The organism is Pseudomonas sp. IPO3747 (assembly GCF_013385245.1).
GTDB lineage: Bacteria > Pseudomonadota > Gammaproteobacteria > Pseudomonadales > Pseudomonadaceae > Aquipseudomonas > Aquipseudomonas edaphica.
Window position 1 is genome coordinate 505,757 of sequence record NZ_JACAQL010000004.1, and the last position, 25,150, is coordinate 530,906.

Genomic DNA, 25,150 nt, shown 5'->3' on the forward strand with positions numbered 1-25,150 from the left:
TCAATGCTTCCGTGGAGCCAGGTAGCTCAGCCAGCGGCGCTCGGCCAACTTGAACAGGCGCACCAGGATAAAGGTCAGGCACAGGTAGAACACGCCGGCGGTGATATAGGCTTCGAACGGCAAGTAATACTGGGCGTTCACGGTGCGTGCAGCACCGGTGATGTCGATCAAGGTGACGATGGACGCCAGACTGGTGGTCTGCAGCATCATGATCACTTCGTTGCTGTACTGCGGCAGCGCGCGGCGCAAGGCCGACGGCAGCAGGATGCGGCGGTACAGCTTGTAGCGCGACATGCCCATGGCCTTGGCCGCCTCGATCTCCCCGTTCGGCGTGGCCTTGAGGCTACCGGCGATGATTTCGGCGGTGTAGGCGCTGGTGTTGATCGCAAACGCCAGGCATGCGCAGAACGTAGCGCTCGACAGCAGCGGCCACAGGAAGCTTTCGCGCACGGCTTCGAATTGCGCCAGGCCGTAGTAGATCAAAAACAGCTGCACCAGCATCGGCGTGCCGCGGATCACGTAGGTGTAGAGCCAGGCCACACCGTTGATGACCGGCTGCTTGGACACGCGCATCAAGCCCAGCGGCAAGGCGGCGAGCAGGCCAAAGAACAGCGAAATAGCCAACAGTTTCAGGGTGGTTACCAGGCCGCCAAGGTACAGCGGCATGGCTTCCCAGATGACGTTGTAGTCGAAGATCATAGATCAGCCGCCCTTACGCCTACCGAGTAGCGCTTCTCAAGATAACGCAGGGCCAGCAACGACACGCTGGTGATCACCAGGTACATCGCCGCCACTGCGAGGAAGAAGGTAAAAGGCTCACGGGTGGCGTCTGCCGCCTGCTTGGCCTTGAACATCATGTCTTGCAGGCCCACCACCGAGATCAGCGCGGTGGCCTTGGTGAGTACCAGCCAGTTGTTGGTGAAACCAGGGATCGCCAGCCGGATCATCTGCGGCACCATCACCCGGAAAAACACCTGGAAACTGCTCATGCCATACGCAAGGCCGGCCTCGGCCTGGCCCTTGGGAATGGCCATGAAGGCGCCACGGAAGGTTTCCGAGAGGTAGGCGCCAAAGATGAAACCCAGGGTGCCGATACCGGCGGCCAAGGGGTTCAAGTCGATATAGTCGTCATAGCCGAGCATCGGCGCGACGCGGTTTAACAAGTCCTGGCCGCCGTAGAAAATCAGCAGAATAAGCACCAGGTCGGGGATCCCGCGGATCACCGTGGAGTACAAGTCACCCAGCCAAGCCAACCAGCGCACCGGCGACAGGCGTAACGCGACCCCGATCAGACCCAGAACAATGGCCAAGGCCATGGACGACAAGGCGAGCTGAAGCGTCAACCATGCGCCATCGAGGATGACAGCCCCGTAGCCGTTCAACATGATTCAGGTCCTCGAAAAGGGGGATGAAAAAATGGCGCAAACTTCAGAATCTTCTGTTGCTTGCGCCATTTAGGACAGACAGCTGCGACGAGTTACTTAGGGTCAGCGCCGTAAATATCGAAGTCGAAGTACTTGTCCTGGATTTTCTTGTATTCGCCGTTGGCACGGATCGCGGCAATCGCAGCGTTGATCTTGTCCAGCTCGGCCTTGTCGCCTTTACGCACAGCGATACCGATGCCGTCACCGAAGTACTTGGCGTCGGTGAACTGTGGGCCCACGAACGCGTAGCCTTTACCGGCAGGGGTTTTCAGGAAACCGTCTTGCAGCAGGGTGGCGTCGGCCACGGTGCCGTCAAGGCGACCGGCTTCCACGTCCAGGTAGATTTCGTTCTGCGAGCTGTAAGGCACAACCGTGACGCCTTTAGGGGCCAGGACTTCCTTGGCGAAACGATCGTGGATCGAACCGCGTTGCACGCCGATTTTCTTGCCTTTGAGTTCATCCAGGCTGTCGCTGACGGTGGTGCCTTCCTTCATCACCAGCTGCGCTGGGCTCAGGTAGTAGCGGTTGGTGAAGTCCACAGACTTCTTGCGGTCTTCAGTGATGGACATGGACGACAGGATCGCATCGATCTTGCGCACTTTGAGCGCAGGGATCAGGCCGTCGAATTCTTGCTCGACCCATACGCACTTGACCTTCATCTCTGCGCACAGCGCGTTACCGATGTCGTAGTCAAAACCAACGATGCTGCCATCCGGCGCCTTCGAGGCAAACGGAGGGTAAGCCGCTTCGATACCAATCTTCAGGGGCTTTTCATCAGCGAAGGCCTGCATGGACAGCACGGACAGCGCCAGGGCGCCCAACAGCACAAGTTTCTTCATCTTGGGACTCCATCGGTATAGGGCAAAAAGCAGAATGAGCCGTGGCCCACGATGCGACTTAAGTGAAACCGAATAGCGGTGCTGCGTCCTACCCTGAATTGATACAGGAGACGACGAGCGAGTGATCGGCATTCTAACGACAGGCCGGAAGCCGATATTTCCTCAATGCGACAACAATTTACAGAAGCACTGAGAAAGCGGTTCCAGCACATTGACAGCCTCTGGATTTTATGCAGAGACAAAAGATATTAAACCTGTTGATGCTGCAAATTGCGGGCCTATTATTCGCAAACCCTTCTAGCACGGCAAGTCTGGCGTTTAATCTTATTTCTGAGGGTGTCTAAAACGCGGGTTTTCGGGGCGCAGGCGTAGCACATTGCCTCAGGATTGGGCGTGGGGTTACACATTTAGGCTGGACGGTAACATTCAGAAACCTCCTACGAAAGAAACCGATATTTATTGGCCTACACACTGATCGTTCCCACGCTCCGCGTGGGGATGCATCCTGTGACGCTCTGCGTCACGCCTCAAGAGCAGACGCGGAGCGTGGGAACGATCAGACTCCGGCCATGAAACACATTCCAAATGTGGGAGCTGGCTTGCCTGCGATAGCGGCCTGTCAGCTAACCCACCTGCGCCTGATACGCCCTCATCGCGGGCAAGCCAGCTCCCACAGTGATCCGGTTTCGCCAGTGCTATCGAAATCAAACCCCACAAAAAAGCCCCACCCGGCTCACGCCGAATGGGGCTTTATCTGACCCAAGCCCGCCTTACGCGACGTTCATGGTCTTGTGCGTCTCAATCAAATGCGCCACCACACCTGGGTCGGCCAGGGTGGAGATATCCCCCAACCCGTCATACTCGGCCGTGGCGATCTTGCGCAGAATCCGGCGCATGATTTTACCCGAACGTGTTTTCGGCAAGCCCGGTGCCCACTGGATCACATCCGGCGAGGCAATCGGCCCGATCTCTTTGCGCACCCAGTTTTTCAGCTCCAGGCGCAGCGCTTCGTTCGGCTCTTCGCCATTCTTGAGCGTGACATACACATAGATGCCCTGCCCCTTGATGTCATGGGGCACACCCACCACCGCCGCTTCAGCGACTTTCGGGTGCGCAACCATAGCGCTTTCAATCTCGGCGGTGCCCATGCGGTGGCCGGAGACGTTCAACACGTCGTCCACGCGCCCGGTGATCCACCAGTAGCCGTCTTCATCGCGACGCGCACCGTCGCCGGTGAAGTACATGCCACGGAAGGTCTTGAAGTAGGTGTCGACAAAACGGTCATGGTCGCCATACAGCGTACGCGCCTGGCCTGGCCACGAATCGAGGATCACCAGATTGCCTTCGGCAGCGCCCTCGATGATGTTACCGAGGTTGTCCACCAGCGCCGGCACCACGCCGAAGAATGGGCGTGCCGCCGAGCCAGGCTTGAGTGCGTGGGCACCCGGCAGCGGGCTCATCAAGGTGGCGCCGGTTTCGGTCTGCCACCAGGTGTCGACGATCGGGCAACGGGATTGGCCGACGTTCTTGTAGTACCAGTCCCAGGCTTCCGGGTTGATCGGCTCACCCACCGAACCGAGCAGGCGCAGGCTGCTGCCATCCACACCTTCACAGGCGGCGGTGCCCGAAGCCATCATCGCGCGGATCGCGGTCGGTGCGGTGTAGAGGATATTGACCTTGTGCTTGTCGACGATCTTGCCCACCCGCGTGATATCCGGGTAGTTCGGCACGCCTTCGAACAGCAGCGTGGTCGCGCCGTTGGCCAGCGGTCCGTAGACAATATAGGTGTGGCCGGTGACCCAGCCGACGTCGGCGGTGCACCAGTAGATTTCGCCCGGGCGGTAGTCGAACACACGTTCATGGGTCAGGGCGGCATACAACAGATAGCCGCCGGTGGTGTGCTGCACGCCTTTAGGCTTGCCGGTGGAGCCCGAGGTGTAAAGGATGAACAGCGCTTCTTCGGCGCCCATCTCTTTAGGCGCGCACACAGTGCCCGCCACTTTCATCAGGTCTTCGTACCAGATGTCGCGATGCTGGTTCCACTTGATGTTGCCATTGGTGCGCTTGCACACAATGACTTTCTGGATGCTGCTGGTTTCCGGGTTGGTCAGCGCGTCGTCGACGTTGGCCTTCAGCGGAATTTTCTTACCGGCGCGGATGCCTTCGTCGGCGGTGATCACCACCTTCGACTTACAGTCGATGATGCGACCGGCCAGGGCTTCCGGTGAAAAACCGCCAAACACCACGGAGTGAATCGCACCGATGCGGGTACAGGCCAACATGGCGACCACGGCTTCGGGGATCATCGGCATATAGATAGTCACCACGTCGCCGCGATGCACATCCTGGCCGCGCAGGGCGTTGGCGAACTTGCAGACTTCTTCATGCAGCTCGCGGTAGGTGATGGTGCGGCTTTCGGAAGGGTCATCGCCCTCCCAGATGATCGCAGCCTGATCACCACGCTCGGCGAGGTGGCGGTCCAGGCAGTTGTAGGAAACGTTGAGGGTGCCGTCGGCAAACCATTTGATGTCGACATGGTGGTCGTCGAAAGAGGTCTGCTTGACCGCAGTGAAAGGCTTGACCCAGTCAAGGCGCTTGGCTTGCTCGCGCCAGAAGCCATCCGGGTTGACCACCGACTGCTGGTACATGGCCTTGTAGGTCGCCTCGTCGGTCAGCGTGTTGGCTGCTACTTCGGGGCGAACGGGGTACAGGGAAGCCGCACTCATCTTTCTTACCTCGGTGACAATAGTTGTTTTTGTATGCCCTGTTGTAGCCGGGGCGCCCCCATAGAACCATTCGACGATGGTAGTAACAAGCCCCTACAAAATGCCCTGCTATGCCCTTTCAGGGCTCTGGCCCACGGCCTGCGCGGCTTTGGCGCCTGATGAAAAAACCTTTACCACGGGATTGTTACAAAAACCGCCAATAGTGTTTATCAAAAGCACGGGTATATGAATAAAACCCACAGGCCTAAAATCAACTCCGCCAACAAGGCAACGTGATTAACACCGTAACAGCCCCCACGAAGGCAACGTTAATCCGAACTTCCCAACTCTTAAGTTACACACGCGGCCTCATAAGGGCCCCGTGACCCCTTTCGCCCTGAAGAAGGTAAATACAGTAATGAAAGCTCTCGTAGTTATGGCCCTCAGCAGCTTGTGCGCCACCGCCGCCCTGGCCGATGAGGCCCCGACCGAGCTGGCCGGCCAGAACGCCCCGATTGTTGAAGATTACACCTACAGCACACACTTGGATGTGGCCAAAGTATTGTCCATGAGCAACATCCCTGATGTCTGCAACGTTGTACCGGTACAAATGGAATATGAAGACTCGCAAGGTCAGCGTCATATTCTTAATTATCAAGTGATGGGCAATGGTTGCTCTAACGGGTAATAACTTTTTCAGTAAGATTTAAACCCGGATCTTGGTCGCCGCAAGAAATCGTTCTTGCGGCCAAGAACCGCCCTCTGGCCCACCGCCACCCCAATGTGGGAGCTGGCTTGCCTGCGATGGCGATCTCAGCCAAACACCCCCCCTACAGCCCTCCTCAATTCCCCCTCCCACAGCCCTACAAAAACTATCCCACCGCCCGTCAAAAAATTCCTACCCCAGCAAAGCCTTGCAAACACACGCTCTGGCCGAAAACCACAGCATTTTGGCCCTCCATCGTGACCATCGGCCGCAACACAAAGCCGATTTTTTCCCTATAATGCGCGGGTAAATCGGGCCTGCAATATCCCTTTACACCGGGATGAAGAGCCAGACCTGAGGCCTTCGCGCAAGCACGCACCTGTCGCTGCGCACCTCAAGCCTCAAGCAGAACCCGTAACCCTTATTCCGTTTAATTGCCTGCGCGAGCTGTTGCAACAAACGATTCCTTAAGATCCACCGCGGCCTCTGGGCCGTGTGAACACCCAACCATCCGGTTTCACACGGGCACCTTTGAGCCCTCACGCAGGAGACGACACGTCATGCTGAGCTGGGACGAATTCGACAAAGAAGAAGAAGGCGAAGTAGCCGCTAAAGGCGCCAACGCCGGCCACGCCACCGAAGCCAACATGGACCGCCTCGACGGTGCCGGCGCCGCCGCCGCCATCGAAGCCCGCGCCGTCACCGCCAACGACTCCGCCGCCATCGTGCGCGCCAAGGCCGCCCTGGACAAACTCGACGTCGCCGAAGGCCTCGCCGAGCTGGAAGGCTCCGCCGCCCGCGTCGCCGTTGACGAAAAGCGCATGATCAACTGCCGCGCCGACCTCAACCAACTCGTGCCCTTCAAGTACGACTGGGCCTGGCAAAAGTACCTCGACGGCTGCGCCAACCACTGGATGCCGCAAGAGGTCAACATGACCGCCGACATCGCCCTGTGGAAAAACCCCGAAGGCCTCACCGACGACGAGCGCCGCATCGTCATGCGCAACCTCGGCTTCTTCTCCACTGCCGATTCGTTGGTCGCGAACAACCTGGTGCTGGCCGTGTACCGCCTGATCACCAACCCGGAGTGCCGCCAGTACATCCTGCGCCAGGCCTTCGAAGAAGCGATCCACACCCACGCCTACCAGTACTGCATCGAATCGCTGGCCATGGATGAAGGCGAGATCTTCAACATGTACCACGAGATCCCATCGGTGGCTAAAAAAGCCGCCTGGGGCCTGAAATACACCCGTTCGATCTCCGATCCGAAGTTCGAAACCGGCACCGTCGAAACCGACAAAGAACTGCTGCGCAACCTGGTCGCCTACTACTGCGTGCTGGAAGGCATCTTCTTCTACTGCGGCTTCACCCAGATCCTGTCCATGGGCCGTCGCAACAAAATGACCGGCGTGGCCGAGCAGTTCCAGTACATCCTGCGCGATGAGTCGATGCACCTGAACTTCGGTATCGATGTGATCAACCAGATCAAAATCGAAAACCCGCATTTGTGGGATGCTGAAATGAAGGAAGAAGCGACCCAGATGATTCTGCAGGGGACGCAGCTGGAGATTGAATACGCGCGGGATACCATGCCGCGTGGGGTGTTGGGGATGAATGCGGCGATGATGGAGGATTACCTCAAGTTTATCGCGAACCGTCGTCTGTCGCAGATTGGCTTGAAAGAAGAGTATCCAGGCACCACCAACCCGTTCCCGTGGATGAGTGAGATCATGGACTTGAAGAAAGAGAAGAATTTCTTCGAAACCCGCGTGATCGAGTATCAAACCGGCGGCGCGTTGAGCTGGGATTGATTCCTAAGCCAAGCAACATTAAGAAGCCCTGAATTATTCAGGGCTTTTTTATGCCCCCTTGATCTGTATAGGAGCCGTCTTACACCAAAATCATCCATAGAAAGGTTGATACGAATTTCGATGCTGAATAGTCTCGTCTACCGGTGCCTAAGAAACGCCCAACGTAGCTGCTAGCCTCACTCACACAGTCAAGAAATCGCATGGCTAATCATGCGGAATGAATACTGTATCGAGGCCAAGCAAGTTGGAGTTTCTTAAAACCCGCTCTCTACGTTGGGTTCCCACCCTTCTGTAAATCACGTAGAGGTCATAGGAAGTGTCTAGCCAATATCTACTCAACTTGCCTAACGCTGAAGGTATGCTCACATCCGAGCTTTCAATCGCCTTAGTTTTTACTCGTCATAATCTTCAATTACATGCCCTCCTTCTAGAAAACCAAGCGTGGTTCTGTGCGCGTGACCTTGGACGTTTGATGGGGTGGTTCTTAGACGAGCGCACGACTCGCAAGCTCGATGAAGACCAACGAAGAACTCTAAAACTGCTGTTCCACGGTCAGCCCGAAGAAATGCTGATGATCAGCGAATCCGGTGCTTACGCGCTGTTGGTCTATCACTACACACCCGGAAACCGCCTGCTGCGTAGTTGGCTCACTCATGAAGTGGTTCCAATGTTGAGGGACGAGCGTCAGCCACGAACGGTGGAACGACCGTTGTTGAGCATGTTGGATTGGCCGGAGATGTCGTTGAACCTGCTGCATTGGCAAGATGAAGGCTGGATAAGGCTTCGGGATATGCCGTATCTACTGGTTAACCGGACGTACCGGAGGGAGACCATAAAGACTCCATGGTGGCGAAAGCTCACCCAAGTTTTCCGAATAAAGCAGCGAATGTACTGACGCAAACGAACGGCAAGTCCCACCGACTCGTAGGAAATTTCGTAGACGCAATAATGGCTACTCAGTATCGTCCGAGGGTTTTCTACCCTCGGCGGCTGTATGGATACGAAAAAAAGTAATACCGGATGGAGCGACCAGGAGCTTGAAGCGTCCGTCGATGCCTATCTGAAAATGTGGACCCTTGAACGAAGTGGTCAAGCCTTTAAAAAATCAGATGAGAACCGGTTACTGCGAGAGGGGCCACTCAACCTGCGCAGCGCTTCGTCAATTGAATATCGCATGCAGAATATCTCTGCGGTATTTGAACAGCTGGGTTTGCAACGTATCACTGGCTATATGCCTGCGAAAAACATCGGTGCCGGAGTGAGTGAGCGTATTCGCAAGGTGCTAGCAACAAAACCTGGCCTGCACGCTGAGCTTGGTCTGGCAGCCGTAGATAAGCCACTGCCCGACGAGCGCCCCATTTTTTCGAAGCCTTTCCTTGTAATCGAGCCACAAGGCATTCTGAATCCACGGCAGTTGTTTACTGTCAGTCTTTCTTACGCACGCGCCGAGCATGTGCGTAAGCTGGTTCGACAGTTTGCGAATGGGGTCTGCGAAGGCTGCGATTTGCCAGCGCCATTCGCCGGAATTGATGGCCAGCCATTTCTTGAAGTACATCACGTCAAGCACCTCGCCCAGAAGGGTTCGGATCGCACGACCAATGCTGTAGCCTTGTGCCCCAATTGCCATCAGCGTTGTCACCGGTCGAGTGACCGGGAGGCTTTCACTGAGGAGCTTTACTCCAAAGTCGGAAGATTGGCACGGGAGTAAACTCCAGTGGTCACACCTGATGAACGCTCAAAAAACACTAGATAGGACCGAGGCCAACCCGTGAACCCAGACATGCTCGAAGCCGGCCCCATCGACGCCAAAGTACTCTCCGTCTTTGACTTCGACGGCACCCTCACCCACCACGACAGTTTCGTGCCCTTCCTCAAATTCGCCTTTGGCCCCGGCGAGTTTTACGGCCGGATGGTCAAACTCGCCGTGCCTGGGTTGCGCTTTTTGCTGCAGCAGATCAGCCGGGATGAGTTGAAGGCGCAGTTGATCCGCACCTTTATGACGGGCGTGGAGAAGGCGTGGGTGCAGCAGCAGGCTGAGGCGTATTGCCAGCGTTATTGGACCAAGTTGATGCGCCCCAAGGGCTTGCAGTCGGTGGAAGATGAGGTGAAGTCCGGGGCGGTGGTGACGCTGTGTTCGGCGTCGCCGGCGTTGGTGTTGCAGCCGTTTGCGAATCGGCTGGGGATCAAATTGATTGGCACTGAGCTTGAGGTGGTCGACGGCGTGTTGACGGGCAAGCTCACGGGGAATAATTGCCGTTGTGAGAACAAGGTGCTGCGGCTTGAGGCGGTGTATGGGGATTTGGGCGAGTATCGGCTACGGGCCTGGGGCGATACGCGTGGGGATCGGGAGTTGTTGGCGGCGGCGCAGGATGCGCATTTTCGGCATTTTCATTCGAAGAAGAAGCGCGCCAAGTTGCAGCGGTGATGCGGGTGGGTGGGGTCGGCGGGTGGACCGAGGCGATCCTATCGCTGCCTCGCTGGGGCTCGAGAGCTCCCACAGGTTGATCGGCGTCAGGCTGGACGCACTTAGCATGGGTGCCAAGAGGTCAGCTCACACCCAATCTTCTACCCGCAATCCTGGCACGCGGTCGAACTCGCGTCGATTATTCGTGACCAAAATCAGACCCTGCGAACGGGCATGCCCGGCGATCATCTGGTCATAGGGACCTATAGGAGTACCCGCTCTAGCCAGCTCTGCGCGAAGCTGCCCAGTATGTATCGCGGCGTCTTGGTCGTATTTTAAAACCTCCAGGCGCGCAGCAAACCCTTCTACGTCGGCGAGGTTTCGCTCCGGGTTAGCTGATTTTTCAGCACCGTAAATCAACTCCATCAGGGTCACTGTACTAATACCCAGTTGGCCATGGTGCCTTTTGAAGGTTTCACGCACCTGTTGGGGTTTGTTTTTGATGGTGAAGATGCAAATGTTGGTATCTAGCATGAACTTGAGCATTAAAAAGATTCCCGCTCTTGTTCCGCTGGTTGCTCGCGGTCGGTCATGAAGTCAGGCGTGACCCCCTCGCCATCAAACCAGCTGTCCCATGACTCACCGGCTGGGGTGATGATTCTGGCTCTTCCGATAGAGATAACATCTACGCGCTTTACATCGTCCGGCATGGCAGCAGCTTTTGGCAAACGTACCGCTTGGCTGCGGTTGCTTTGGAATACAGAACCTTGGTCCATGATGGCCTACCTCTAGTGATCGTTTAATATCGCAACGCTACACCACAGCCTGGATATGTCAACGGGATATACATTTCGTTACGGGTCGAACCGCTGGTCATACCCTGCATTCACGAAAACACCAAAGAGCATTTGAATTTGATAAAAAATTCACTCTTCGCGCCAAAAACGTTAATGGCTTACTGAGAGGTGATGCAGGTAGGTGGGGTCGGCAGGTTGACCGAGGCGATCCCATCGCTGCCTCGCTGGGGCTCGAGAGCTCCCACATTTGAGCTTTGTTGAGGCTTAGGCCGGCGTCTTCAGGTCCACGCCCAGCGCTGTTGCAAAGGCTTTCACCATCGGGCTTCTCGGCGCGTTGTGGCGCAGGATCAGGTTGAATGCCGTGCTCAGGTAAACCTGTTCCGGGCACAGTGCGCGCAGGCGCCCTTCCCTTACCAGTGGCGCTGCGTAATGTTCCGGCAGGAAGCCCAGGAAGCGGCCGGTGAGGATCAGGATGGCGACGGCTTCCACCTGTGAGGCCGAGGCGGACTGGCTGTCGTAGGTGACGAAGTTGGCTTTGTCGCGATGGATCGCGTACCGGTGGTTGACCACTTCGTACTGGCGCAGCACGTCTGGGGTGATGTCACTCGCGTTGAACAGCGGGTGTCCTACGGCGCAGTAAGCGTGGGCTTTTTCTTCGTAGAGGGGGAAGTAGTCGAATTCTTCACGGCGCTGGTACACCGGCACGATGCCGACAATCAGGCGGCCTTCCACCACGCCGCGTTCAACTTCGTCGAGTTGCGAGGCATGTAGGCGCAATCTAATTTTTGGCGATTCGCTGTGTAGTTTCCCCAGCGCGGTAATTAGCGGGGAATTAACGTCGGACACGGTGTTATCAATTACGCCGACACTAAGGTCACCAATAAGCTCGTTTTGCGCCGAACTAAGCTTGTCGCGAAAACTGTCCACCGAGGTAAATAACTCGATGGACGCTTGATACACTAACTTGCCTTCTTCGGTCAGGCCGAACCCTTCGCGGCCCCGCGTACACAGGCGCATGCCAATGCGAATTTCAAGGTCGGAGATCTGTTTGCTGATGGCCGCCAGGCCCACGTTCAGCTCGTTTTGCGCGGCGCTGAAGCCGCCGGCTTCGACCACGGCCATGAACACGCGCAGCAGTTTGAAGTCCAGCCCGCTCAGTTGCAGGGGCGGTCGTGTGCCGGGTTTTGGCGGTATGTTTCCAGAAGTGGAAAGTGGGGTTTCCATAATACGCGTTGACCTCAAGTGCCATATTCAACAGGCTTCAACCCAGTCCTTGAACATAGCCAGGCGGCGATAATGAACATAAACATCCGCCCTTGGCAACCTTGAATACGGCGCGTCAGACGCTGGTTCAGTCTAGTTGAAATCTTATTTTTACTGCCTCCGACTCTTCTAAAAACAAGCGTGAGGAATACCGATGTCCCAGCCCACCGATCGCCTTTGGGGCGCTCGTTTCAAGACCGGCCCGTCTGCTGCTTTGGCCGCGTTGTCGCGTTGCCCTGAGCGCTATTTCCGCCTGACGCCCTACGACCTCGCTGGCTCCCGTGCCCATGCCCGTGAGTTGCAGCGCGCCGGTTTGCTGGATGAGTCGGAGACCTTGCGTACCCTTGAGGCCCTGGACCGTATCGGTGAGGATTTCGCCGCCGGGCGCCTGCATCCAACCCTGGATGACGAGGACGTGCACACCTTTATCGAACGCGTATTGACCGAGCGCCTGGGCGCCTTGGGCGGCAAGTTGCGCGCCGGGCGTTCGCGTAACGATCAGACCGCCAATGACCTGCGCCTTTTCCTGCGCGACCATGCGCGCACCCTCACCACCGAGGTGTTGGGCTTGCAGCAGGCGCTGGTGGAGCAGGCCGAGCAACACATCGACAGCATTTGCCCAGGGTTCACCCATTTGCAGCAGGCGCAACCGATTGTGTTTGCCCATCACTTGTTGGCCCACGCCCAGTCGATGTTGCGTGATGTGCAACGGTTGGTGGATTGGGATGCGCGTACGGCGTTGTCGCCGTTGGGTGCGGCGGCAATGGCCGGTTCCGCAATTGCACGCCAGCCTGAGCATTCGGCCAAGGAAATGGGCTACACCGGGCCGTGCGAAAACTCCATTGATGCTGTTGCCAGCCGTGACCATGTGGCGGAATTCCTGTTTGTGGCGGGCATGCTCGGGGTGAATATTTCGCGGCTGTCGGAGGAGTTTTGCCTGTGGTCGTCGCGCCAGTTTCGCTGGGTGGTGCTGGACGATGCCTACGCCACCGGCAGCTCGATCATGCCGCAGAAAAAGAACCCGGACATTGCCGAACTGGCGCGGGGCAAGGCTGGGCGTTTGATTGGCAACCTGACCGGGTTGATGTCGACGCTTAAATCCTTGCCGCTGTCGTACAACCGCGATTTGAGTGAAGACAAACACAGCGTGTTGGACAGCGTCGACACCTTGCTGCTGGTACTGCCGGCGATGGCCGGGATGGTGGCGACCATGAAGGTGCAGGTCGAGGAGCTGCGACGTCAGGCGCCGATGGGCTTCACCTTGGCGACCGAGGTGGCGGATTGGTTGGCCACCCGTGGCGTGCCGTTTAAAGAGGCGCATGAGATTACCGGCGCGTTGGTGCAGGCCTGTGAGAAGCATGAGATTGAGTTGTGGGAAGCCTCGCCGGCGATGTTGGCGCAGGTGGATGCGAGGTTGCTGCCTGAAGTACGTGAGTGCCTGACCCTGGAGGCCGCGATTGCGGCGCGCAGTGGGTGGGGTGGCACGGGGCCGGAGCGGGTGCGGGAGCAAATTGGGCGGTTGAAGGTGGCGTTGGCAGCTCAGCAAAAATGGGCTGAGAGTTACACCGGATTCCGAATCTGATCGTTCCCACGCTCTGCGTGGGAATGCCGCCCAGGACGCTCCGCGTCCCGTTGCATGGCTCCAATTCTGCGCAATGGTGACGCGGAGCGTCACGGGATGCATTCCCACGCAGAGCGTGGGAACGATCGTGCAACACCTATATTTTTTGGAGTAGCACCATGAACCAAACCCCGGCGGAGCGCTTGGAAGCCGAGCGCAAGTTGTCCGAGAACAAGTTCGATATTACGCAGTACGAGCATGTGCCGCGGCGGTATTACGGGCGGATGTTTTTTGCCACGTTGATCGTGATCGCATTGGCCGCGCTGTTGCGCGCATTTGCCAATGGCCAGATCGAATGGTCTTACATCGGCCAGTTCCTCACGTCTGAGGCCATCCTCTGGGGGCTGGTGAATACCATTGTCATGTCGATTTTGGCGATGGCGCTGGGCGTGGTGATCGGGGTGATCACAGCGATCATGCGCATGTCGGCCAACCCGATCCTGCGTTATGTGGCCATCACTTACACCTGGCTGTTCCGCGGTACGCCACTGATTTTGCAACTGCTGCTGTGGTTCAACCTGGCGCTGATTTTCCCGGTGATCGCGATTCCCGGCCTGTTCAGCATCGACACCGTCGACCTGATGACGCCGTTCGTGGCCGCCCTGCTCGGCCTCAGCATCAACCAGGGCGCGTACACCGCCGAAGTGGTGCGCGCCGGTTTGCTCTCGGTCGACACCGGCCAGTACGAAGCCGCCAAGTCTATCGGTATGCCGAGCCTGCAAGCATTGCGTAGGGTGATTCTGCCGCAGGCCATGCGGGTGATCATTCCGCCTGTAGGTAACGAGTTCATCAGCATGGTGAAAATGACCAGCCTGGCCAGCGTGATCCAGTACTCGGAGCTGCTGCACAACGCGCAAAACATCTACTACGCCAACGCGCGGGTCATGGAGCTGCTGATTGTGGCCGGCATCTGGTACCTGGCGGTGGTGACTGTTCTTTCATTTGGTCAGAGCCGCCTCGAGCGTCGTTTTGCCCGCGGCGCCGGCAAGCGTTCGTAAGTTTGGGTTGAGGAGATTTGCCCCATGAGAAGCATCGTCAAGGCCGTCAACCTGAACAAGTATTACGACCAGTATCACGCGCTGCGCGACATCAATATTGAGGTCGAGCAAGGCGAAGTGATGTGCATCATCGGCCCGTCCGGCTCGGGTAAAAGTACGCTGCTGCGTTGCGTCAACCAGCTGGAAAAAATCGACAAGGGCGGCCTGTGGGTCGACGGCGAGCTGGTCGGCTACCGGGTGGTCGGCAACAAGCTGCATGAGATGAATGAATCGCAGATTGCCCGCCAGCGCCTGGCCACCGGCATGGTGTTCCAGCGTTTCAATTTGTTCCCGCATATGACCGTGTTGCAGAACATCATCGAAGGCCCGGTGCAGGTGCTCAAGCGCTCACCCAAGGAAGCCATCGAAGATGCGCTGGAGTTGCTGGCCCGCGTGGGTCTGGCGGACAAGCGCAATGCATACCCGGTGGAATTGTCCGGCGGCCAGCAACAACGTGTGGCTATTGCTCGCGCCTTGGCGATGCGCCCCAAGTTGATGTTGTTTGACGAACCCACGTCAGCCCTCGACCCGGAGCTTGTGGGAGAAGTGCTGTCGGTGATGCGTGATTTGGCCACCACCGGCATGACCATGATCGTGGTCACCCATGAGTTGGGCTTCGCCCGCGAAGTCTCCAACCGCATGGTGTTTATGGATGCTGGCCAGATTGTGGAAGCCGGCAGCCCCGAAGAAATTCTAATAAGCCCACAAAACCCGCGTACCCAAAGCTTTATTTCTGCCGTTCGCACTTAACTAAAAAACTAACGAGAACGCCCCCATGAAAAAATTGTTTATCCCCACGTTGCTCGCAGGCCTGATGGCCTCCACCTGTGTATTCGCGGCATTGCCGGCAGCAATCAAGGAAAAAGGCGAGATCAGCGCGGCCATCGTGCCGAACTACCCGCCGATGGATTTCAAGGACACCGCCACCAATAAACTCACCGGCCTGGACTTTGACCTGGGCAATGCCCTGGCTGAGCGCCTGGGTGTGAAGATCAAATGGCAGGAAACCGGCTTCGAGCAGATGCTCAGCGGCCTGACCACCAAGCGCGTCGACATTGTGCTGTCGGGCATGAGCGACACCGCCGAACGCCAAAAGGCCGTGACCTTCATCGACTACTTCACCAGTGGCCCGCAGCTGTACACCCTGGCCAAGCGTGAAGACCTTCAGGCATTGACTGACCTGTGCGGTAAAAAAGTCGGCACCAGCCGCCGTACCACCTGGCCGTCGGAGATTGCCGCATGGAGCAAGGAAAACTGCGAAGCGGCCGGTAAGCCAGCCATTGTGGTGATCGGCACCGAAGGCTCGGCAGATGCGCGCGCGCAGTTGCAGCAGAACCGTCTGGATGCGGCGATGCAGGGCAGCGAGACCATTCCTTATCTGATGGCGCTGGACAAGGGTAAGTACAAGCCGGTGGGCCTGGCGATTTCCAAGCAGTTCACGGGGCTGGGGATTGAGAAGAGCAACACGGAGCTGGTGACGGCGATCAGTGAGGCGCTGCAGGGCATGATTGAGGATGGCACCTACGGCAAGATCCTCAAGAAGTGGGATCTGGAGCAAGGTGCGGTGGAAAAAATCAGCATCAATGCCGGCCAATAAACACAGGATCTAAAAATGTGGGAGCTGGCTTGCCTGCGATAGCGGTGGGCCAGTAAGAAATATTCAAGCTGACCCACCGCTATCGCAGGCAAGCCAGCTCCCACATTAGCTCTGTGTTCACATTGGTTCTGTGTTCACATTGGCTTTGTTTTCACACTTTATCTGTGTTGTCTTGAAGCAATAACAAGGACGCTCGCCCCCACCGTGGCCACCTATTCCCTGGTAATTCGCCGCCTGATGATCTGCTCGGTGACCATCGTGGTCAGCCGCGCCATGACCAGCCCCTTGCTGGCCTTGCTCTTGAGTACCCGACTGGGCCTCAACCAGCAGGACATCGGCCTGTTGATGGGCATTGCCGTGTTTATCGCCACGTTGCTGGGCCTGTATGGCGGCTACATCATCGACCGCCTGGAAAAGCGCAAGCTGCTGATCCTGGCCATGCTCTCCAGCTCCATCGGTTTTCTGTTGCTGACGTTTGCCAGCAACCTCTATCTCACCACCCTGACCCTGGTCATTACCGAAGCCGCCTCGGCGCTGTTCCTGATTGGCTCCAAAGCCATCATCAGCGAGAACCTGCCGGTGGGTGATCGCGCCAAGGTGTTTTCCCTGCGTTACACCCTGACCAACGTTGGCTACGCCACTGGGCCGATGATCGGTGTAGTGATTGCCGGGCATATGCAACTGGCGCCGTTCTTGATCGCCAGCGCCATTGCGTTTGGCAGCCTGTTCCTGATGATCGGCATCCCACCGACCCAACGTGATGACAGCCACAAACCCTTGAGCTTCCTCAGCACGCTGCGCACGTTGCGCAGCGACCGCACGCTGATCCTGTTCACCAGTGGCAGCCTGTTGAGCACCATTGTCCACGGGCGCTACACCCTGTATCTGTCGCAGTTTTTGCTGGTGGCCTACAAACCCGCCGAGGCGCTGAAGATTCTGTCGGCAGTGCTGGCCTGCAACGCCATCACCGTGATTGTGATGCAGTACCAGATTGGCCGGTTTCTCAAGCGCGAACAGTTGCGTTACTGGATCGTGCTGGGCACGTTGCTGTTCATTGCCGGGCTGGTCGGTTTCAGCCAGGCTCACAGCCTGCTCACGTGGTGCCTGGCGATGTTCGTGTTTACCCTGGGCGAGATGATCATTTACCCGTCGGAATTCCTGTTTATCGACACCATCGCCCCAGACGCATTGCGCGGCAGTTATTACGGCGCACAAAACCTGGCGGCGTTTGGCGGAGCGATGAGCCCGGTTATTTGCGGCTATTTGCTGATCAACGCTGCGCCGACCAGCATGTTCTATGCGTTGGGCGCACTCACTGCGATGGGCGGCACTTTGTGTTTCTTGAGCGGCCGCCGTGTAGCTGGCACACCGCTTATCTAAGGTGGGAGCTGGCAAGCCAGCTCCCTCATTTTGCTCTCCGTAATCTCTGGTATTTGCGTAGTATCCAGCTATTCATCTCACGGACCCGAGCCCCATGAAATTCGACACGGCCTACAGCCTGAGTCTCGACGACAAGCTGTCGATCTACGACGTTCGAGACCTGAATTTCGACGAAACCGCCGACTTCGACTCCGATAAGGACAGCTTCCTGTGCCCCAACGATGAATGCCGCGCAGCATTCGAAACGGGCAATACGCTGAGCACGTTCAACGCGAAAAACGTCAATTATCAGCGCACGCCCCACTTCAAGAACAAGACCAGCACCCGGCATATCGACGGCTGTCGCTATGCCAGCACGCATAAGACGGCAACCGGTGAAAGTGACGACGAGCGCGAAGACAATTTCCCATCGGAATTTGTACTGACCCGGCGTCAGTACCCGCGCAACACTGCGCTTGTCGGCAGCGAGGGAAGCGTCCCACAAGATTCAGCGAAGGCGCCTTCGACAAGTACCCGCTCATCCCGCGTCACCAGTGACACAACCCCAGACAAAACCAGCGTCTTCGCACACCCGGTCGAGTGCTATGTGTCCAATATCGACGACAAGGACAAGCTCAAGTCCATGCCGCTGAAGGTTGGCGAACACTCCGCGAATTACTGGACGTTTTTCAAGAAAATCGAATACCTGCAAGACAACAAAGGCCTGATTTACTGGGGCAAGATCAAAGCGATCAAGGATTACACCAGCAGCTTTCGCATCGACTTCGAAAAAAAGGTGTGGCTCGACAAAAAGCCTTATTCAGTGAATGTCTACCTGAGCAAAAAACTCATCGAGAACTACCGCAAGCGCACGGCGTTCCTGGAGCAGATCAAGGCGGCAGCGAGTAGCGAACGGGCCTTGTATTGCTTCTTTTACGGCGTGACGCCGGAGCTCAAACAGGTGCCGAGCAAGAAGAACCCCGAGCAGACATTCGGGGTGTTCAGCGCCAATATCGAGAACCTGGACCACTTGATCATTCGTGAGGCACCGGGAATGCAGGAGCATTAGGCAAGGGCGCGTGATCGCTGAGCTTGCCGGTATTGTTCGCGTGCAGCTCGGGCGGTGGCCGCGTCTATCCCGCCAAATGCTGTCAGCCAGTGAATCAGCATTTCTTCCTCTGGCCAACCATAGCCCTTTATCCCGGGAATGGTTCTGGGTGTACGATTGATGGCTTCGTCATAGCGTCTCGCACTCCACGGCTGCTTCACAAAGTCGAAACCTTCAGCGTCCCATTTAAACACGCGCAGGATTTCATTGATTTGGCCCTGGCTGCTGCGGTCGCTGCGCTGGTACAAGCAATAAGTGCTCCCCAAGCCGCTCAGCAGCGGATCACAAACGGACGGCGAGAGTATGTCCAGCACGCCACACTTCAGCGCTACATTCATCACGCCATCGATCCAGCGATGGGCAAATGTCTTCACAAAACCCGCGTCATCGGCCTTTTTCATATCGAAGAACAGCATGCTATAGCGCGTCTTCAAATGCGTCGCCACCAGCACATGCTTACGCTTAACTATTGCCGCATGGACCAGCCACTGGTTAGGGTCTGTGTGCAGCGCAAGACCCTCGGCGCTCGGTATCGGTGGTTTTTCAACTGGGGTAATTTTCTTACCCTTGTGAATACGGCTGAAAAAGTCGCTGCCGGCTTGTGAGCAATTAAATGTCAGCACACTGTGTTCCTGCGCAAAGTGATCAACGCCAAGTGTGCCCTATTTACTCGCCGGGCAATTGCTCCTCAACCCACTCAAGTTCATAAGGCTGCCTGACGGCATAGCTGATGGCATCAAGCGTTTCTTCGCTGAGTATTGCCAACTCGGCGTCGGTCAACAGGTCATGGTGCACCATCAATGCCAAGCACGGATAGGTTGATGAGCGACTGTAATAGTCGAACATATCGGCCATATCCTTGTTGCGGGCATGAATCACGCCATACAGCATTCCGTACCGGGCGTGAGCGGACAAGGCACCGTGCTCACTGATAGTCCTGGCATCCGCCAGGACACCGAGGCAAAACCGATCAAGGGCCAATGCCCTCAAGCCTTTGAATTTCTTCCAATCACTTTCGGAAATAGACATAGCGTCGTTCTCTCGTCAGCTCAATCGGTCCGCAGATCTTGCTATCGGCCTGCGAGCTTTGCAACGTCCACTGTCCTTCTGGGTAGGGCAAGTGAACCCCCGATAAAAAATCCAGTTGATGAGCGGTACAAACAACTGTACAAAAACACAGTATAGTTTGCCTTCCCCCGTCGAACCTGGAGAAACCCCATGTCCTCTCTGGCAATGAGCTCTTTCGTAGAACAGCAGATCGTCCTGCACCAATTCACCGCCAAACACAGCGCACAGGCCCGCGTGATGCTGGGCTGGAGTCGTGAAGACCTGGCCCGCCAGGCCGGGCTGGCGGTGGAGGTGGTTCAGCGTTTTGAAAGCCTGGGTGAGGTGGAGGATGAAGCTCGGTTAGCCCTCGCGTTCCGGCTGGAGGCTGAAGGCCTGGTGTTTTTTCCAGGGTTTGCCCCGGGCTGGGGGATGAGCGCACGCAAGTTTGCAGCCGCCCCTGCCGAGCTCGCGGCGCCTGGCCTCATCTCGCGGTTGATGGGCTCAGCAGCGGCATCAAATGACTCACCAACGCCTCAGCCGAATGGTGCGTAGAGTCCAACCGAAGCACCGGGCAGGTCAGCGGTTTCAACCAGCTTTCATGCCGACGCAGGCTGCGTAGGCTGTGGTTGCCGCCGTCGTAACGGGCGGCCCAGGCCAGGAATGCGATGCTGTTGGCGTGGCGGCTGCCGCCCTCCAGGATCTGTTCGCCGTAGCGTTGCACTTCGCGCAGTTGCAAGCGGTGCAGGCGCACATGTGGGTCCAACCGCAGGAAGACTACATGGGTGAACTGCGGGATCATCGCATCGCCCCAGCCGCACAGTGAGCCGGACAGTACCCAGCCCTCAAGGCCGGCACTCTGTTCCTGCAACAGGCGGATGCGTTCATCCTTGGGCCGGGCGACCGTGAAAGGCTCTGACGTTTGTTGCCAGTAGAAATAGTCAGAGTCGAAATAGGCGACGCCCAGGCGTTTGGCCAGAGCCTGGCCCAAGGTCGAGGTACCGGCCCCCGCAGCGCCGAGAATGTGTATTTTGTAGGCCATGCTTGCTCTCCATGGCTTTGAGTGTAATACGCGAGGTTTGCAGCACGCAGCACGTCATTTAAAGCTCGGGTTTACACCGGCTTGGGCCGCCTGCTCGTACCCATAAGCCACTGCCAGCAAGGTGGGTTCCGACCAGCGAGTACCGAAGAAGTAGGCACTGGTAGGCAGGCCGTCCTCACTCGTCCCAGAAGGTACGGTGACCCCTGGGTAACCTGCTGCGGCAACCCCGAAGTAACTGTTGGTATCGTAGTCCGACACTATGGCATGCAGGTTTTTCTCCTTGATCGGGTCATCCACGCTGCTGCGAAAATCCTGGATAAGCGCGTCCCACAGCGTTTTGCGTTGCTGCGGTGTGAGAGTGGCTGCGTTGACCTTCTTGAGTACAGATTGGTGATCCGTCTCAGTACCATCACGGGTTTCATTGAATGTTATCAACTCGGCCAATGATGTGACCGGCAGGCCCGGACGCTTGGCCAAGTAGGCATTCAGTTCTTCCCTTACATCCGAGAGCAACAGTTCGTCGTAGCGTGAAGCATCTGCCAGCCGCAGGTTGATCGGTAACAACGTAGCGCCTTGCTCACGAAGTACTTGCAGTGTCTTGCTAAATTGCGGGCTGTTGTCCACCGGCAAACTTTCACCGTTGAACGTAAAGGTCGCGGGATAACCGATACGCTTGCCCTTCAACGCGCCTGGCACCAGCAGTTTGGTGTAGTCGATGCCTTGAGGGGCGCCCAGGCTTTCGGGATCGCCAGGGTCACTGCCGGACATGGCATTGAGCATCAACGCAACGTCATACACCGAACGAGCCATGGGGCCGGGTGTGTCTTGTCGGCGGCTGGCGGGAATAATCCCGTTGCGATCCAACAAGCCAACGCTGGGTTTGAGCCCCACCACACCATTGAGCGCCGCCGGTACGATGATCGAACCATTGGTTTCTGCACCGACCGCCAGGGGTGCCAGCCCGGCCGCTATCGCTGCGGCAGACCCCGAACTGGAGCCACCGACGTCGGCACCCGCACGGTGAGGGTTAAGGGTTTGCCCTCCCCGGCTACTCCAGCCATCGGGGCCACCGCGAAAGCCAGCCAGTTCGCTCATGTTGGTTTTACCCAGGATCACCACCCCTTGCTGGATGAGGTAATCGACAAGAGCAGCATTCTTGCCGGCAGCCGCCCCCACAAGACCAAACGCACCTGCACTGGTTTGCATGCCAGTCGTTTCGATGGTGTCCTTGAGCAAAATGGGTACGCCATGCAACGGGCCACGCACCTTGCCACTGGCGCGTTCACGGTCCAGTTCGCGCGCGACCTCGAGTGCCTCAGGGTTGAGTTCGATGACGGAGCACAGTTGAGGGTCCAGCGTGCGGATACGCTCTTGCAGGAAGTTCACCAGATCAACCGCCGTAAGCCCGTGCGGCCGAGCCATTTGTTCGCCCAGCTCGCGAACGCTTGCGTATGCAGTCTCTGGCGCCACGGGCTTTGCAGCCATTGGTGTTTCTACTACAGGCGAGGTCTGCGCCGGCAAGGTTTGCGCAGCCTGGCGGATCATCGAATAGATGCCGTAAGCAACCGTCATAAAGGTCTCTCCTGAGTTCAGAATTCATGCGGGATCAAGTCCGCCATTCTAAAAACCCCAGGTGTTAAAGACCCTCAGGCAGTCTCTGCTCACATCGTAGGAGGGTTCAGCACTTCCTGTAGTTGTTACGAGTTCTTTGACGCGCAGGCGCTGACCTGGCGATAGGCATGCAACAACAGCGGCAATGCATCACGCGACCATTGTGCGCCGTAAAACCACAGTTTCGCCCCATCTCCCAACGGTTCGCAAAGCGACGGATAGCCGTTGATGCAGGCACGATGAAACGCAACGCTCTCGCTGCCAGAAACCAGCGCATCCAGGCGATGCGCGGTCATGAGGTCGTCGATTTCATTGCTTTGCAGGGAAAATTGCAGGCTGCTGTCTTCACGACGCGCGTCCACTGGCACCAAGTGCGCACCTGCCTGGCGCAGAAGGTCGAAGGCTGCACACAAGGCTTCGCTGTGTTCGACGGCCTCGCGATGACCACCTTGCACATAGCGGTCAGCGAACCCGATACGCCAACCCGATAGCATCTGTGAAGCGGTAAAGCTGGTGTTGTTCAGTACCAGGGGGACTTCCACCATGACCGGCCCAGTAGGGTCGATACCGCTTAAAGCTGCGAGTGATAACGCGGGATCCCGCGCAGGTCTTGCCGGTAGGGCCGGCGCGTTGTAGCCAGGAATGGGCGCCGCGCCAACCACTTGCGCCGCGCCGAAGACGATACCTGCGCGGCTCAGATTCTCGGGTTTAGCATGAACGGACTCAGCCGCGGGCTCTACGCTGCCCGCCTCCTCCGTCACAGGCAAGGAAAGCCCTGGGCGACACTGCATCCCTGATCGCCAATGCGCCCTACAGTTTTTTTCCATCAAAACCCGACCTCCGACAATTGATTGCGCGGGATCATCGCACTCTCATCTGGCGTTTGTCGCAGTCCTGAAACACCCTGAAAATCCTTTTTCCAGGTGGCAACGTTTCAACCCGCTGCGTGTTCTTTTACACCTTGAGTTTCCACCTCCAGCCACCACGCATGCCCGCGCTCCGGCTGGCTAAGGCTGAACGCCTGCCCCATCGCCGGCGTGGTAATCGCCACGTTGCGCTCCCAGGCCAGGGCCATGATGCGATCGAACGGTTCGTGCCAGGCGTGGAAGGCCAGGTCGAAAGTGCCGTTGTGAATCGGTAGCAGCCAACGGCCTTTGAGGTCGATGTGTGCCTGCAGGGTTTGCTCAGGCTGCATATGCACATGGGGCCAGTCGACGTTGTAAGCACCTGTTTCCATCAGCGTCAGATCAAACGGGCCGTATTGTTCGCCGATGCGTGTGAAGCCGTCGAAATAACCGGTGTCGCCGCTGAAAAAGATCCGCCGCGCGCCGTCGATCATCACCCAGGAACACCACAAGGTCTGGTTACCATCAAACAGGCCACGCCCGGAAAAATGCTGGGCCGGTGTGGCGATAAACCGGATGCCCTCGACTTCGGTGCCTGCCCACCAATCCAGTTGCCGGACTTTGCTGGCATCCACACCCCACTTGACCAGCGTGTCGCCCACGCCCAGCGGCGCAAGAAAATAGCGGGTCTTGTCGGCCAGTTGGATCACCGCATTGCGGTCAAGATGGTCGTAGTGATTGTGGGAAAGAATCACCGCTTCCAGAGGCGGTAACTCTTCAAGGCTGATCGGCGGCTGATGAAAGCGCTTTGGCCCAGCCCAACTGAAAGGCGAGGCACGTTCGGCAAATACCGGGTCGGTGACCCAGAACTTGCCGCGCATTTTCAGCAGCACAGTGGAATGCCCCAGGCGAAACACACTGTGATCGGGTGCTGCCAACAACTGCTCACGCGTCAGCGGTTGCACCGGGATCTTGCCTACCGGGCGTGTGCTGCGTGGTTTGTTGAACAGCATGTTCCAGAAAATGCGCAAGGTTTTGCCAAAACCACCGTGCTGCACTGGAGCATCGTTGCTGAATTGCCCTGGCGTATGCTCGGCAGCCTTTGGCGCAGCCGGCGCGGGGTCGAGACGGGTTGAAATCGTGGCCATTGCAGAGTGACTCCGGGGTCGGCTCATAAAAGACACTGCGAAGACTAACTACACTGCACAGTGTAGTTTCTAGATTGCAACAAAACCCTGAGCAAGTAAACTACCGAGTGTAATTTCCTTTTAGAGCCTTAGAGCCGACCATGACTGCACCTCTGCGCCTCACCGATCGTAAACGCGAAGCCATTGTGGCTGCCGCTATTACCGAGTTTCGCGCGAATGGATTCGAGGTCACCAGCATGGACAAAATCGCCGCCACCGCCAGCGTTTCCAAGCGCACGGTGTACAACCACTTCCCCAGCAAGGAAGAGTTGTTTGCCGAAATCCTCCACCAGTTGTGGGCCAGCAGCGTTGCCCAACTGGACGTGAGCTACGCCAGCGACCGCCCGCTGCGCGAGCAATTGCGCGGGCTACTGGAGGCCAAGATGCTGATGATGTCGGACGCCAACTTCCTCGACCTGGCCCGTGTCGCGATTGCCGCCACCATCCATTCGCCGGAACGCGCACAAGACATGGTCAACCGCCTGAGCAAGCGCGAAGAAGGCTTCACCCAGTGGGTGCGCGCCGCGCAGGAAGACGGCCGGCTGTCCTGCACCGACCCCGCCTTCGCCGCCCACCAGATACAAAGCCTGCTCAAGGCATTCGCGTTCTGGCCGCAGATCACCCTGGGCCAACCTGTGCTCGACGCCGCCTGCCAGGCCAGCGTGATCGAGTCAGCCATCGACCTGTTCCTGGCCGGTTACGAAGTGCGCACACCAAGGCCGCAGTAAACCCTGTTACAGACGCGACATT

26 protein-coding genes are annotated in these 25,150 nt (G+C 57.5%); 13 read left to right on the plus strand and 13 right to left on the minus strand.

The window, feature by feature from the left end; translation table 11 throughout:
- The 4 genes from HX790_RS09270 to acs all read right to left on the minus strand — a co-directional run bounded on the left by HX790_RS09270 (window position 1) and on the right by acs (window position 4,989).
- Window positions 1-699 carry an ABC transporter permease gene (locus HX790_RS09270; protein WP_176991458.1) on the minus strand — a complete coding sequence of 233 codons (699 nt, stop codon included), beginning with the start codon at window positions 697-699 and terminating at the stop codon, window positions 1-3.
- A complete protein-coding gene (locus tag HX790_RS09275) occupies window positions 696-1,385 on the minus strand; it encodes an ABC transporter permease (protein ID WP_017138431.1) in 690 nt (229 codons plus the stop codon). The genes HX790_RS09270 and HX790_RS09275 overlap by 4 nt, the downstream gene beginning before the upstream one ends.
- 92 nt (window positions 1,386-1,477) lie before the next feature.
- Entirely contained in the window at window positions 1,478-2,263 is a 786-nt protein-coding gene (locus HX790_RS09280) for an ABC transporter substrate-binding protein (protein WP_017138432.1), read from the minus strand.
- Window positions 2,264-3,033: 770 nt separating this feature from the next.
- Complete coding sequence (gene acs, locus HX790_RS09285; protein WP_056861684.1) at window positions 3,034-4,989, minus strand: acetate--CoA ligase; 1,956 nt, start codon at window positions 4,987-4,989, stop codon at window positions 3,034-3,036.
- Between the two features lie 397 nt (window positions 4,990-5,386).
- Here acs and HX790_RS09290 point away from each other — a divergent pair, with 397 nt between their 5' ends.
- The 5 genes from HX790_RS09290 (at window position 5,387) to HX790_RS09310 (ending at window position 9,910) form a co-directional block, all read left to right on the plus strand.
- The gene (locus HX790_RS09290; RefSeq protein WP_017138434.1) at window positions 5,387-5,656 is read left to right on the plus strand and encodes a DUF2790 domain-containing protein; all 270 of its coding nucleotides are present in this window, start codon (window positions 5,387-5,389) and stop codon (window positions 5,654-5,656) included.
- Window positions 5,657-6,234: 578 nt separating this feature from the next.
- Complete coding sequence (locus HX790_RS09295) at window positions 6,235-7,485, plus strand: ribonucleotide-diphosphate reductase subunit beta (protein WP_017134657.1); 1,251 nt, start codon at window positions 6,235-6,237, stop codon at window positions 7,483-7,485.
- A gap of 358 nt (window positions 7,486-7,843) precedes the next feature.
- Window positions 7,844-8,380, plus strand: a complete 537-nt coding sequence (locus HX790_RS09300) for a Bro-N domain-containing protein (RefSeq protein ID WP_017134656.1) — start codon at window positions 7,844-7,846, stop codon at window positions 8,378-8,380.
- Window positions 8,381-8,479: 99 nt separating this feature from the next.
- Complete coding sequence (locus HX790_RS09305) at window positions 8,480-9,193, plus strand: HNH endonuclease signature motif containing protein (RefSeq protein ID WP_176991459.1); 714 nt, start codon at window positions 8,480-8,482, stop codon at window positions 9,191-9,193.
- A 72-nt stretch (window positions 9,194-9,265) separates the two neighbouring features.
- Complete coding sequence (locus tag HX790_RS09310) at window positions 9,266-9,910, plus strand: HAD-IB family hydrolase (RefSeq protein ID WP_099550488.1); 645 nt, start codon at window positions 9,266-9,268, stop codon at window positions 9,908-9,910.
- Window positions 9,911-10,036: 126 nt separating this feature from the next.
- Here HX790_RS09310 and vapC read toward each other — a convergent pair whose 3' ends face one another.
- The 3 genes from vapC to HX790_RS09325 form a co-directional block, all read right to left on the minus strand.
- Window positions 10,037-10,435, minus strand: coding sequence for a tRNA(fMet)-specific endonuclease VapC (gene vapC / locus HX790_RS09315; RefSeq protein ID WP_017134653.1), 399 nt, complete (start codon window positions 10,433-10,435; stop codon window positions 10,037-10,039).
- The gene (gene vapB / locus HX790_RS09320; protein WP_017134652.1) at window positions 10,435-10,665 is read right to left on the minus strand and encodes a type II toxin-antitoxin system VapB family antitoxin; all 231 of its coding nucleotides are present in this window, start codon (window positions 10,663-10,665) and stop codon (window positions 10,435-10,437) included. Before vapB ends, vapC begins: the two co-directional genes overlap by 1 nt.
- 285 nt (window positions 10,666-10,950) lie before the next feature.
- Window positions 10,951-11,910: a LysR family transcriptional regulator gene (locus HX790_RS09325; protein WP_176991460.1), complete on the minus strand. Its 960-nt coding sequence runs from the start codon at window positions 11,908-11,910 to the stop codon at window positions 10,951-10,953.
- Between the two features lie 193 nt (window positions 11,911-12,103).
- Between HX790_RS09325 and argH the strand changes: the two genes are divergently transcribed.
- The 6 genes from argH (at window position 12,104) to HX790_RS09355 (ending at window position 18,632) form a co-directional block, all read left to right on the plus strand.
- Window positions 12,104-13,531 carry an argininosuccinate lyase gene (gene argH / locus HX790_RS09330; RefSeq protein WP_176991461.1) on the plus strand — a complete coding sequence of 476 codons (1,428 nt, stop codon included), beginning with the start codon at window positions 12,104-12,106 and terminating at the stop codon, window positions 13,529-13,531.
- A gap of 158 nt (window positions 13,532-13,689) precedes the next feature.
- Window positions 13,690-14,568, plus strand: a complete 879-nt coding sequence (locus HX790_RS09335; RefSeq protein WP_176991462.1) for an amino acid ABC transporter permease — start codon at window positions 13,690-13,692, stop codon at window positions 14,566-14,568.
- A gap of 24 nt (window positions 14,569-14,592) precedes the next feature.
- A complete protein-coding gene (locus HX790_RS09340) occupies window positions 14,593-15,357 on the plus strand; it encodes an amino acid ABC transporter ATP-binding protein (protein WP_017134648.1) in 765 nt (254 codons plus the stop codon).
- 25 nt (window positions 15,358-15,382) lie between these two features.
- Window positions 15,383-16,204 carry an ABC transporter substrate-binding protein gene (locus tag HX790_RS09345; protein WP_170039808.1) on the plus strand — a complete coding sequence of 274 codons (822 nt, stop codon included), beginning with the start codon at window positions 15,383-15,385 and terminating at the stop codon, window positions 16,202-16,204.
- 204 nt (window positions 16,205-16,408) lie between these two features.
- Window positions 16,409-17,584 carry an MFS transporter gene (locus tag HX790_RS09350; RefSeq protein WP_058422241.1) on the plus strand — a complete coding sequence of 392 codons (1,176 nt, stop codon included), beginning with the start codon at window positions 16,409-16,411 and terminating at the stop codon, window positions 17,582-17,584.
- Between the two features lie 94 nt (window positions 17,585-17,678).
- Window positions 17,679-18,632, plus strand: coding sequence for a hypothetical protein (locus HX790_RS09355; protein ID WP_176991463.1), 954 nt, complete (start codon window positions 17,679-17,681; stop codon window positions 18,630-18,632).
- Here the strand turns inward: HX790_RS09355 and HX790_RS09360 are convergent.
- Window positions 18,629-19,294: a hypothetical protein gene (locus HX790_RS09360; RefSeq protein ID WP_099550482.1), complete on the minus strand. Its 666-nt coding sequence runs from the start codon at window positions 19,292-19,294 to the stop codon at window positions 18,629-18,631. The two genes, HX790_RS09355 and HX790_RS09360, sit on opposite strands and share 4 nt — an antisense overlap.
- A 43-nt stretch (window positions 19,295-19,337) precedes the next feature.
- Entirely contained in the window at window positions 19,338-19,700 is a 363-nt protein-coding gene (locus HX790_RS09365) for a hypothetical protein (RefSeq protein WP_017137865.1), read from the minus strand.
- Window positions 19,701-19,889: 189 nt separating this feature from the next.
- Between HX790_RS09365 and HX790_RS09370 the strand changes: the two genes are divergently transcribed.
- On the plus strand, window positions 19,890-20,270 hold the full coding sequence (locus HX790_RS09370) for a hypothetical protein (RefSeq protein WP_017137866.1): 381 nt from the start codon (window positions 19,890-19,892) through the stop codon (window positions 20,268-20,270).
- Here the strand turns inward: HX790_RS09370 and HX790_RS09375 are convergent.
- The 4 genes from HX790_RS09375 to HX790_RS09390 form a co-directional block, all read right to left on the minus strand.
- Window positions 20,200-20,757, minus strand: a complete 558-nt coding sequence (locus HX790_RS09375; RefSeq protein ID WP_017137867.1) for an AAA family ATPase — start codon at window positions 20,755-20,757, stop codon at window positions 20,200-20,202. The genes HX790_RS09370 and HX790_RS09375 overlap by 71 nt on opposite strands.
- 54 nt (window positions 20,758-20,811) lie before the next feature.
- On the minus strand, window positions 20,812-22,329 hold the full coding sequence (locus tag HX790_RS09380) for an amidase family protein (RefSeq protein WP_176991464.1): 1,518 nt from the start codon (window positions 22,327-22,329) through the stop codon (window positions 20,812-20,814).
- A gap of 125 nt (window positions 22,330-22,454) precedes the next feature.
- Window positions 22,455-23,129, minus strand: a complete 675-nt coding sequence (locus HX790_RS09385) for a hypothetical protein (protein ID WP_369683587.1) — start codon at window positions 23,127-23,129, stop codon at window positions 22,455-22,457.
- Window positions 23,130-23,302: 173 nt separating this feature from the next.
- Window positions 23,303-24,361 carry an MBL fold metallo-hydrolase gene (locus tag HX790_RS09390; RefSeq protein ID WP_176991465.1) on the minus strand — a complete coding sequence of 353 codons (1,059 nt, stop codon included), beginning with the start codon at window positions 24,359-24,361 and terminating at the stop codon, window positions 23,303-23,305.
- 140 nt (window positions 24,362-24,501) lie between these two features.
- Here HX790_RS09390 and HX790_RS09395 point away from each other — a divergent pair, with 140 nt between their 5' ends.
- A complete protein-coding gene (locus tag HX790_RS09395) occupies window positions 24,502-25,128 on the plus strand; it encodes a TetR/AcrR family transcriptional regulator (RefSeq protein WP_099550477.1) in 627 nt (208 codons plus the stop codon).
- Window positions 25,129-25,150: the final 22 nt, after the last annotated feature.

Bases quoted from the DNA above. Each gene is read 5' to 3' on its own strand.
- HX790_RS09290 (WP_017138434.1), top strand. From the start codon at position 5,387: ATGAAAGCTCTCGTAGTTATGGCCCTCAGCAGCTTGTGCGCCACCGCC.
- HX790_RS09295 (WP_017134657.1), top strand. From the start codon at position 6,235: ATGCTGAGCTGGGACGAATTCGACAAAGAAGAAGAAGGCGAAGTAGCC.
- vapB (WP_017134652.1), bottom strand. From the start codon at position 10,665: ATGGACCAAGGTTCTGTATTCCAAAGCAACCGCAGCCAAGCGGTACGT.
- HX790_RS09305 (WP_176991459.1), top strand. From the start codon at position 8,480: ATGGATACGAAAAAAAGTAATACCGGATGGAGCGACCAGGAGCTTGAA.
- HX790_RS09355 (WP_176991463.1), top strand. From the start codon at position 17,679: ATGAAATTCGACACGGCCTACAGCCTGAGTCTCGACGACAAGCTGTCG.
- HX790_RS09390 (WP_176991465.1), bottom strand. From the start codon at position 24,361: ATGGCCACGATTTCAACCCGTCTCGACCCCGCGCCGGCTGCGCCAAAG.
- HX790_RS09395 (WP_099550477.1), top strand. From the start codon at position 24,502: ATGACTGCACCTCTGCGCCTCACCGATCGTAAACGCGAAGCCATTGTG.
- HX790_RS09370 (WP_017137866.1), top strand. From the start codon at position 19,890: ATGTCCTCTCTGGCAATGAGCTCTTTCGTAGAACAGCAGATCGTCCTG.
- HX790_RS09275 (WP_017138431.1), bottom strand. From the start codon at position 1,385: ATGTTGAACGGCTACGGGGCTGTCATCCTCGATGGCGCATGGTTGACG.
- HX790_RS09325 (WP_176991460.1), bottom strand. From the start codon at position 11,910: ATGGAAACCCCACTTTCCACTTCTGGAAACATACCGCCAAAACCCGGC.
- HX790_RS09375 (WP_017137867.1), bottom strand. From the start codon at position 20,757: ATGGCCTACAAAATACACATTCTCGGCGCTGCGGGGGCCGGTACCTCG.
- argH (WP_176991461.1), top strand. From the start codon at position 12,104: ATGTCCCAGCCCACCGATCGCCTTTGGGGCGCTCGTTTCAAGACCGGC.
- HX790_RS09270 (WP_176991458.1), bottom strand. From the start codon at position 699: ATGATCTTCGACTACAACGTCATCTGGGAAGCCATGCCGCTGTACCTT.
- HX790_RS09280 (WP_017138432.1), bottom strand. From the start codon at position 2,263: ATGAAGAAACTTGTGCTGTTGGGCGCCCTGGCGCTGTCCGTGCTGTCC.
- HX790_RS09310 (WP_099550488.1), top strand. From the start codon at position 9,266: ATGCTCGAAGCCGGCCCCATCGACGCCAAAGTACTCTCCGTCTTTGAC.
- HX790_RS09365 (WP_017137865.1), bottom strand. From the start codon at position 19,700: ATGTCTATTTCCGAAAGTGATTGGAAGAAATTCAAAGGCTTGAGGGCA.
- acs (WP_056861684.1), bottom strand. From the start codon at position 4,989: ATGAGTGCGGCTTCCCTGTACCCCGTTCGCCCCGAAGTAGCAGCCAAC.
- HX790_RS09380 (WP_176991464.1), bottom strand. From the start codon at position 22,329: ATGACGGTTGCTTACGGCATCTATTCGATGATCCGCCAGGCTGCGCAA.
- HX790_RS09340 (WP_017134648.1), top strand. From the start codon at position 14,593: ATGAGAAGCATCGTCAAGGCCGTCAACCTGAACAAGTATTACGACCAG.
- vapC (WP_017134653.1), bottom strand. From the start codon at position 10,435: ATGCTCAAGTTCATGCTAGATACCAACATTTGCATCTTCACCATCAAA.
- HX790_RS09345 (WP_170039808.1), top strand. From the start codon at position 15,383: ATGAAAAAATTGTTTATCCCCACGTTGCTCGCAGGCCTGATGGCCTCC.
- HX790_RS09335 (WP_176991462.1), top strand. From the start codon at position 13,690: ATGAACCAAACCCCGGCGGAGCGCTTGGAAGCCGAGCGCAAGTTGTCC.
- HX790_RS09300 (WP_017134656.1), top strand. From the start codon at position 7,844: ATGCTCACATCCGAGCTTTCAATCGCCTTAGTTTTTACTCGTCATAAT.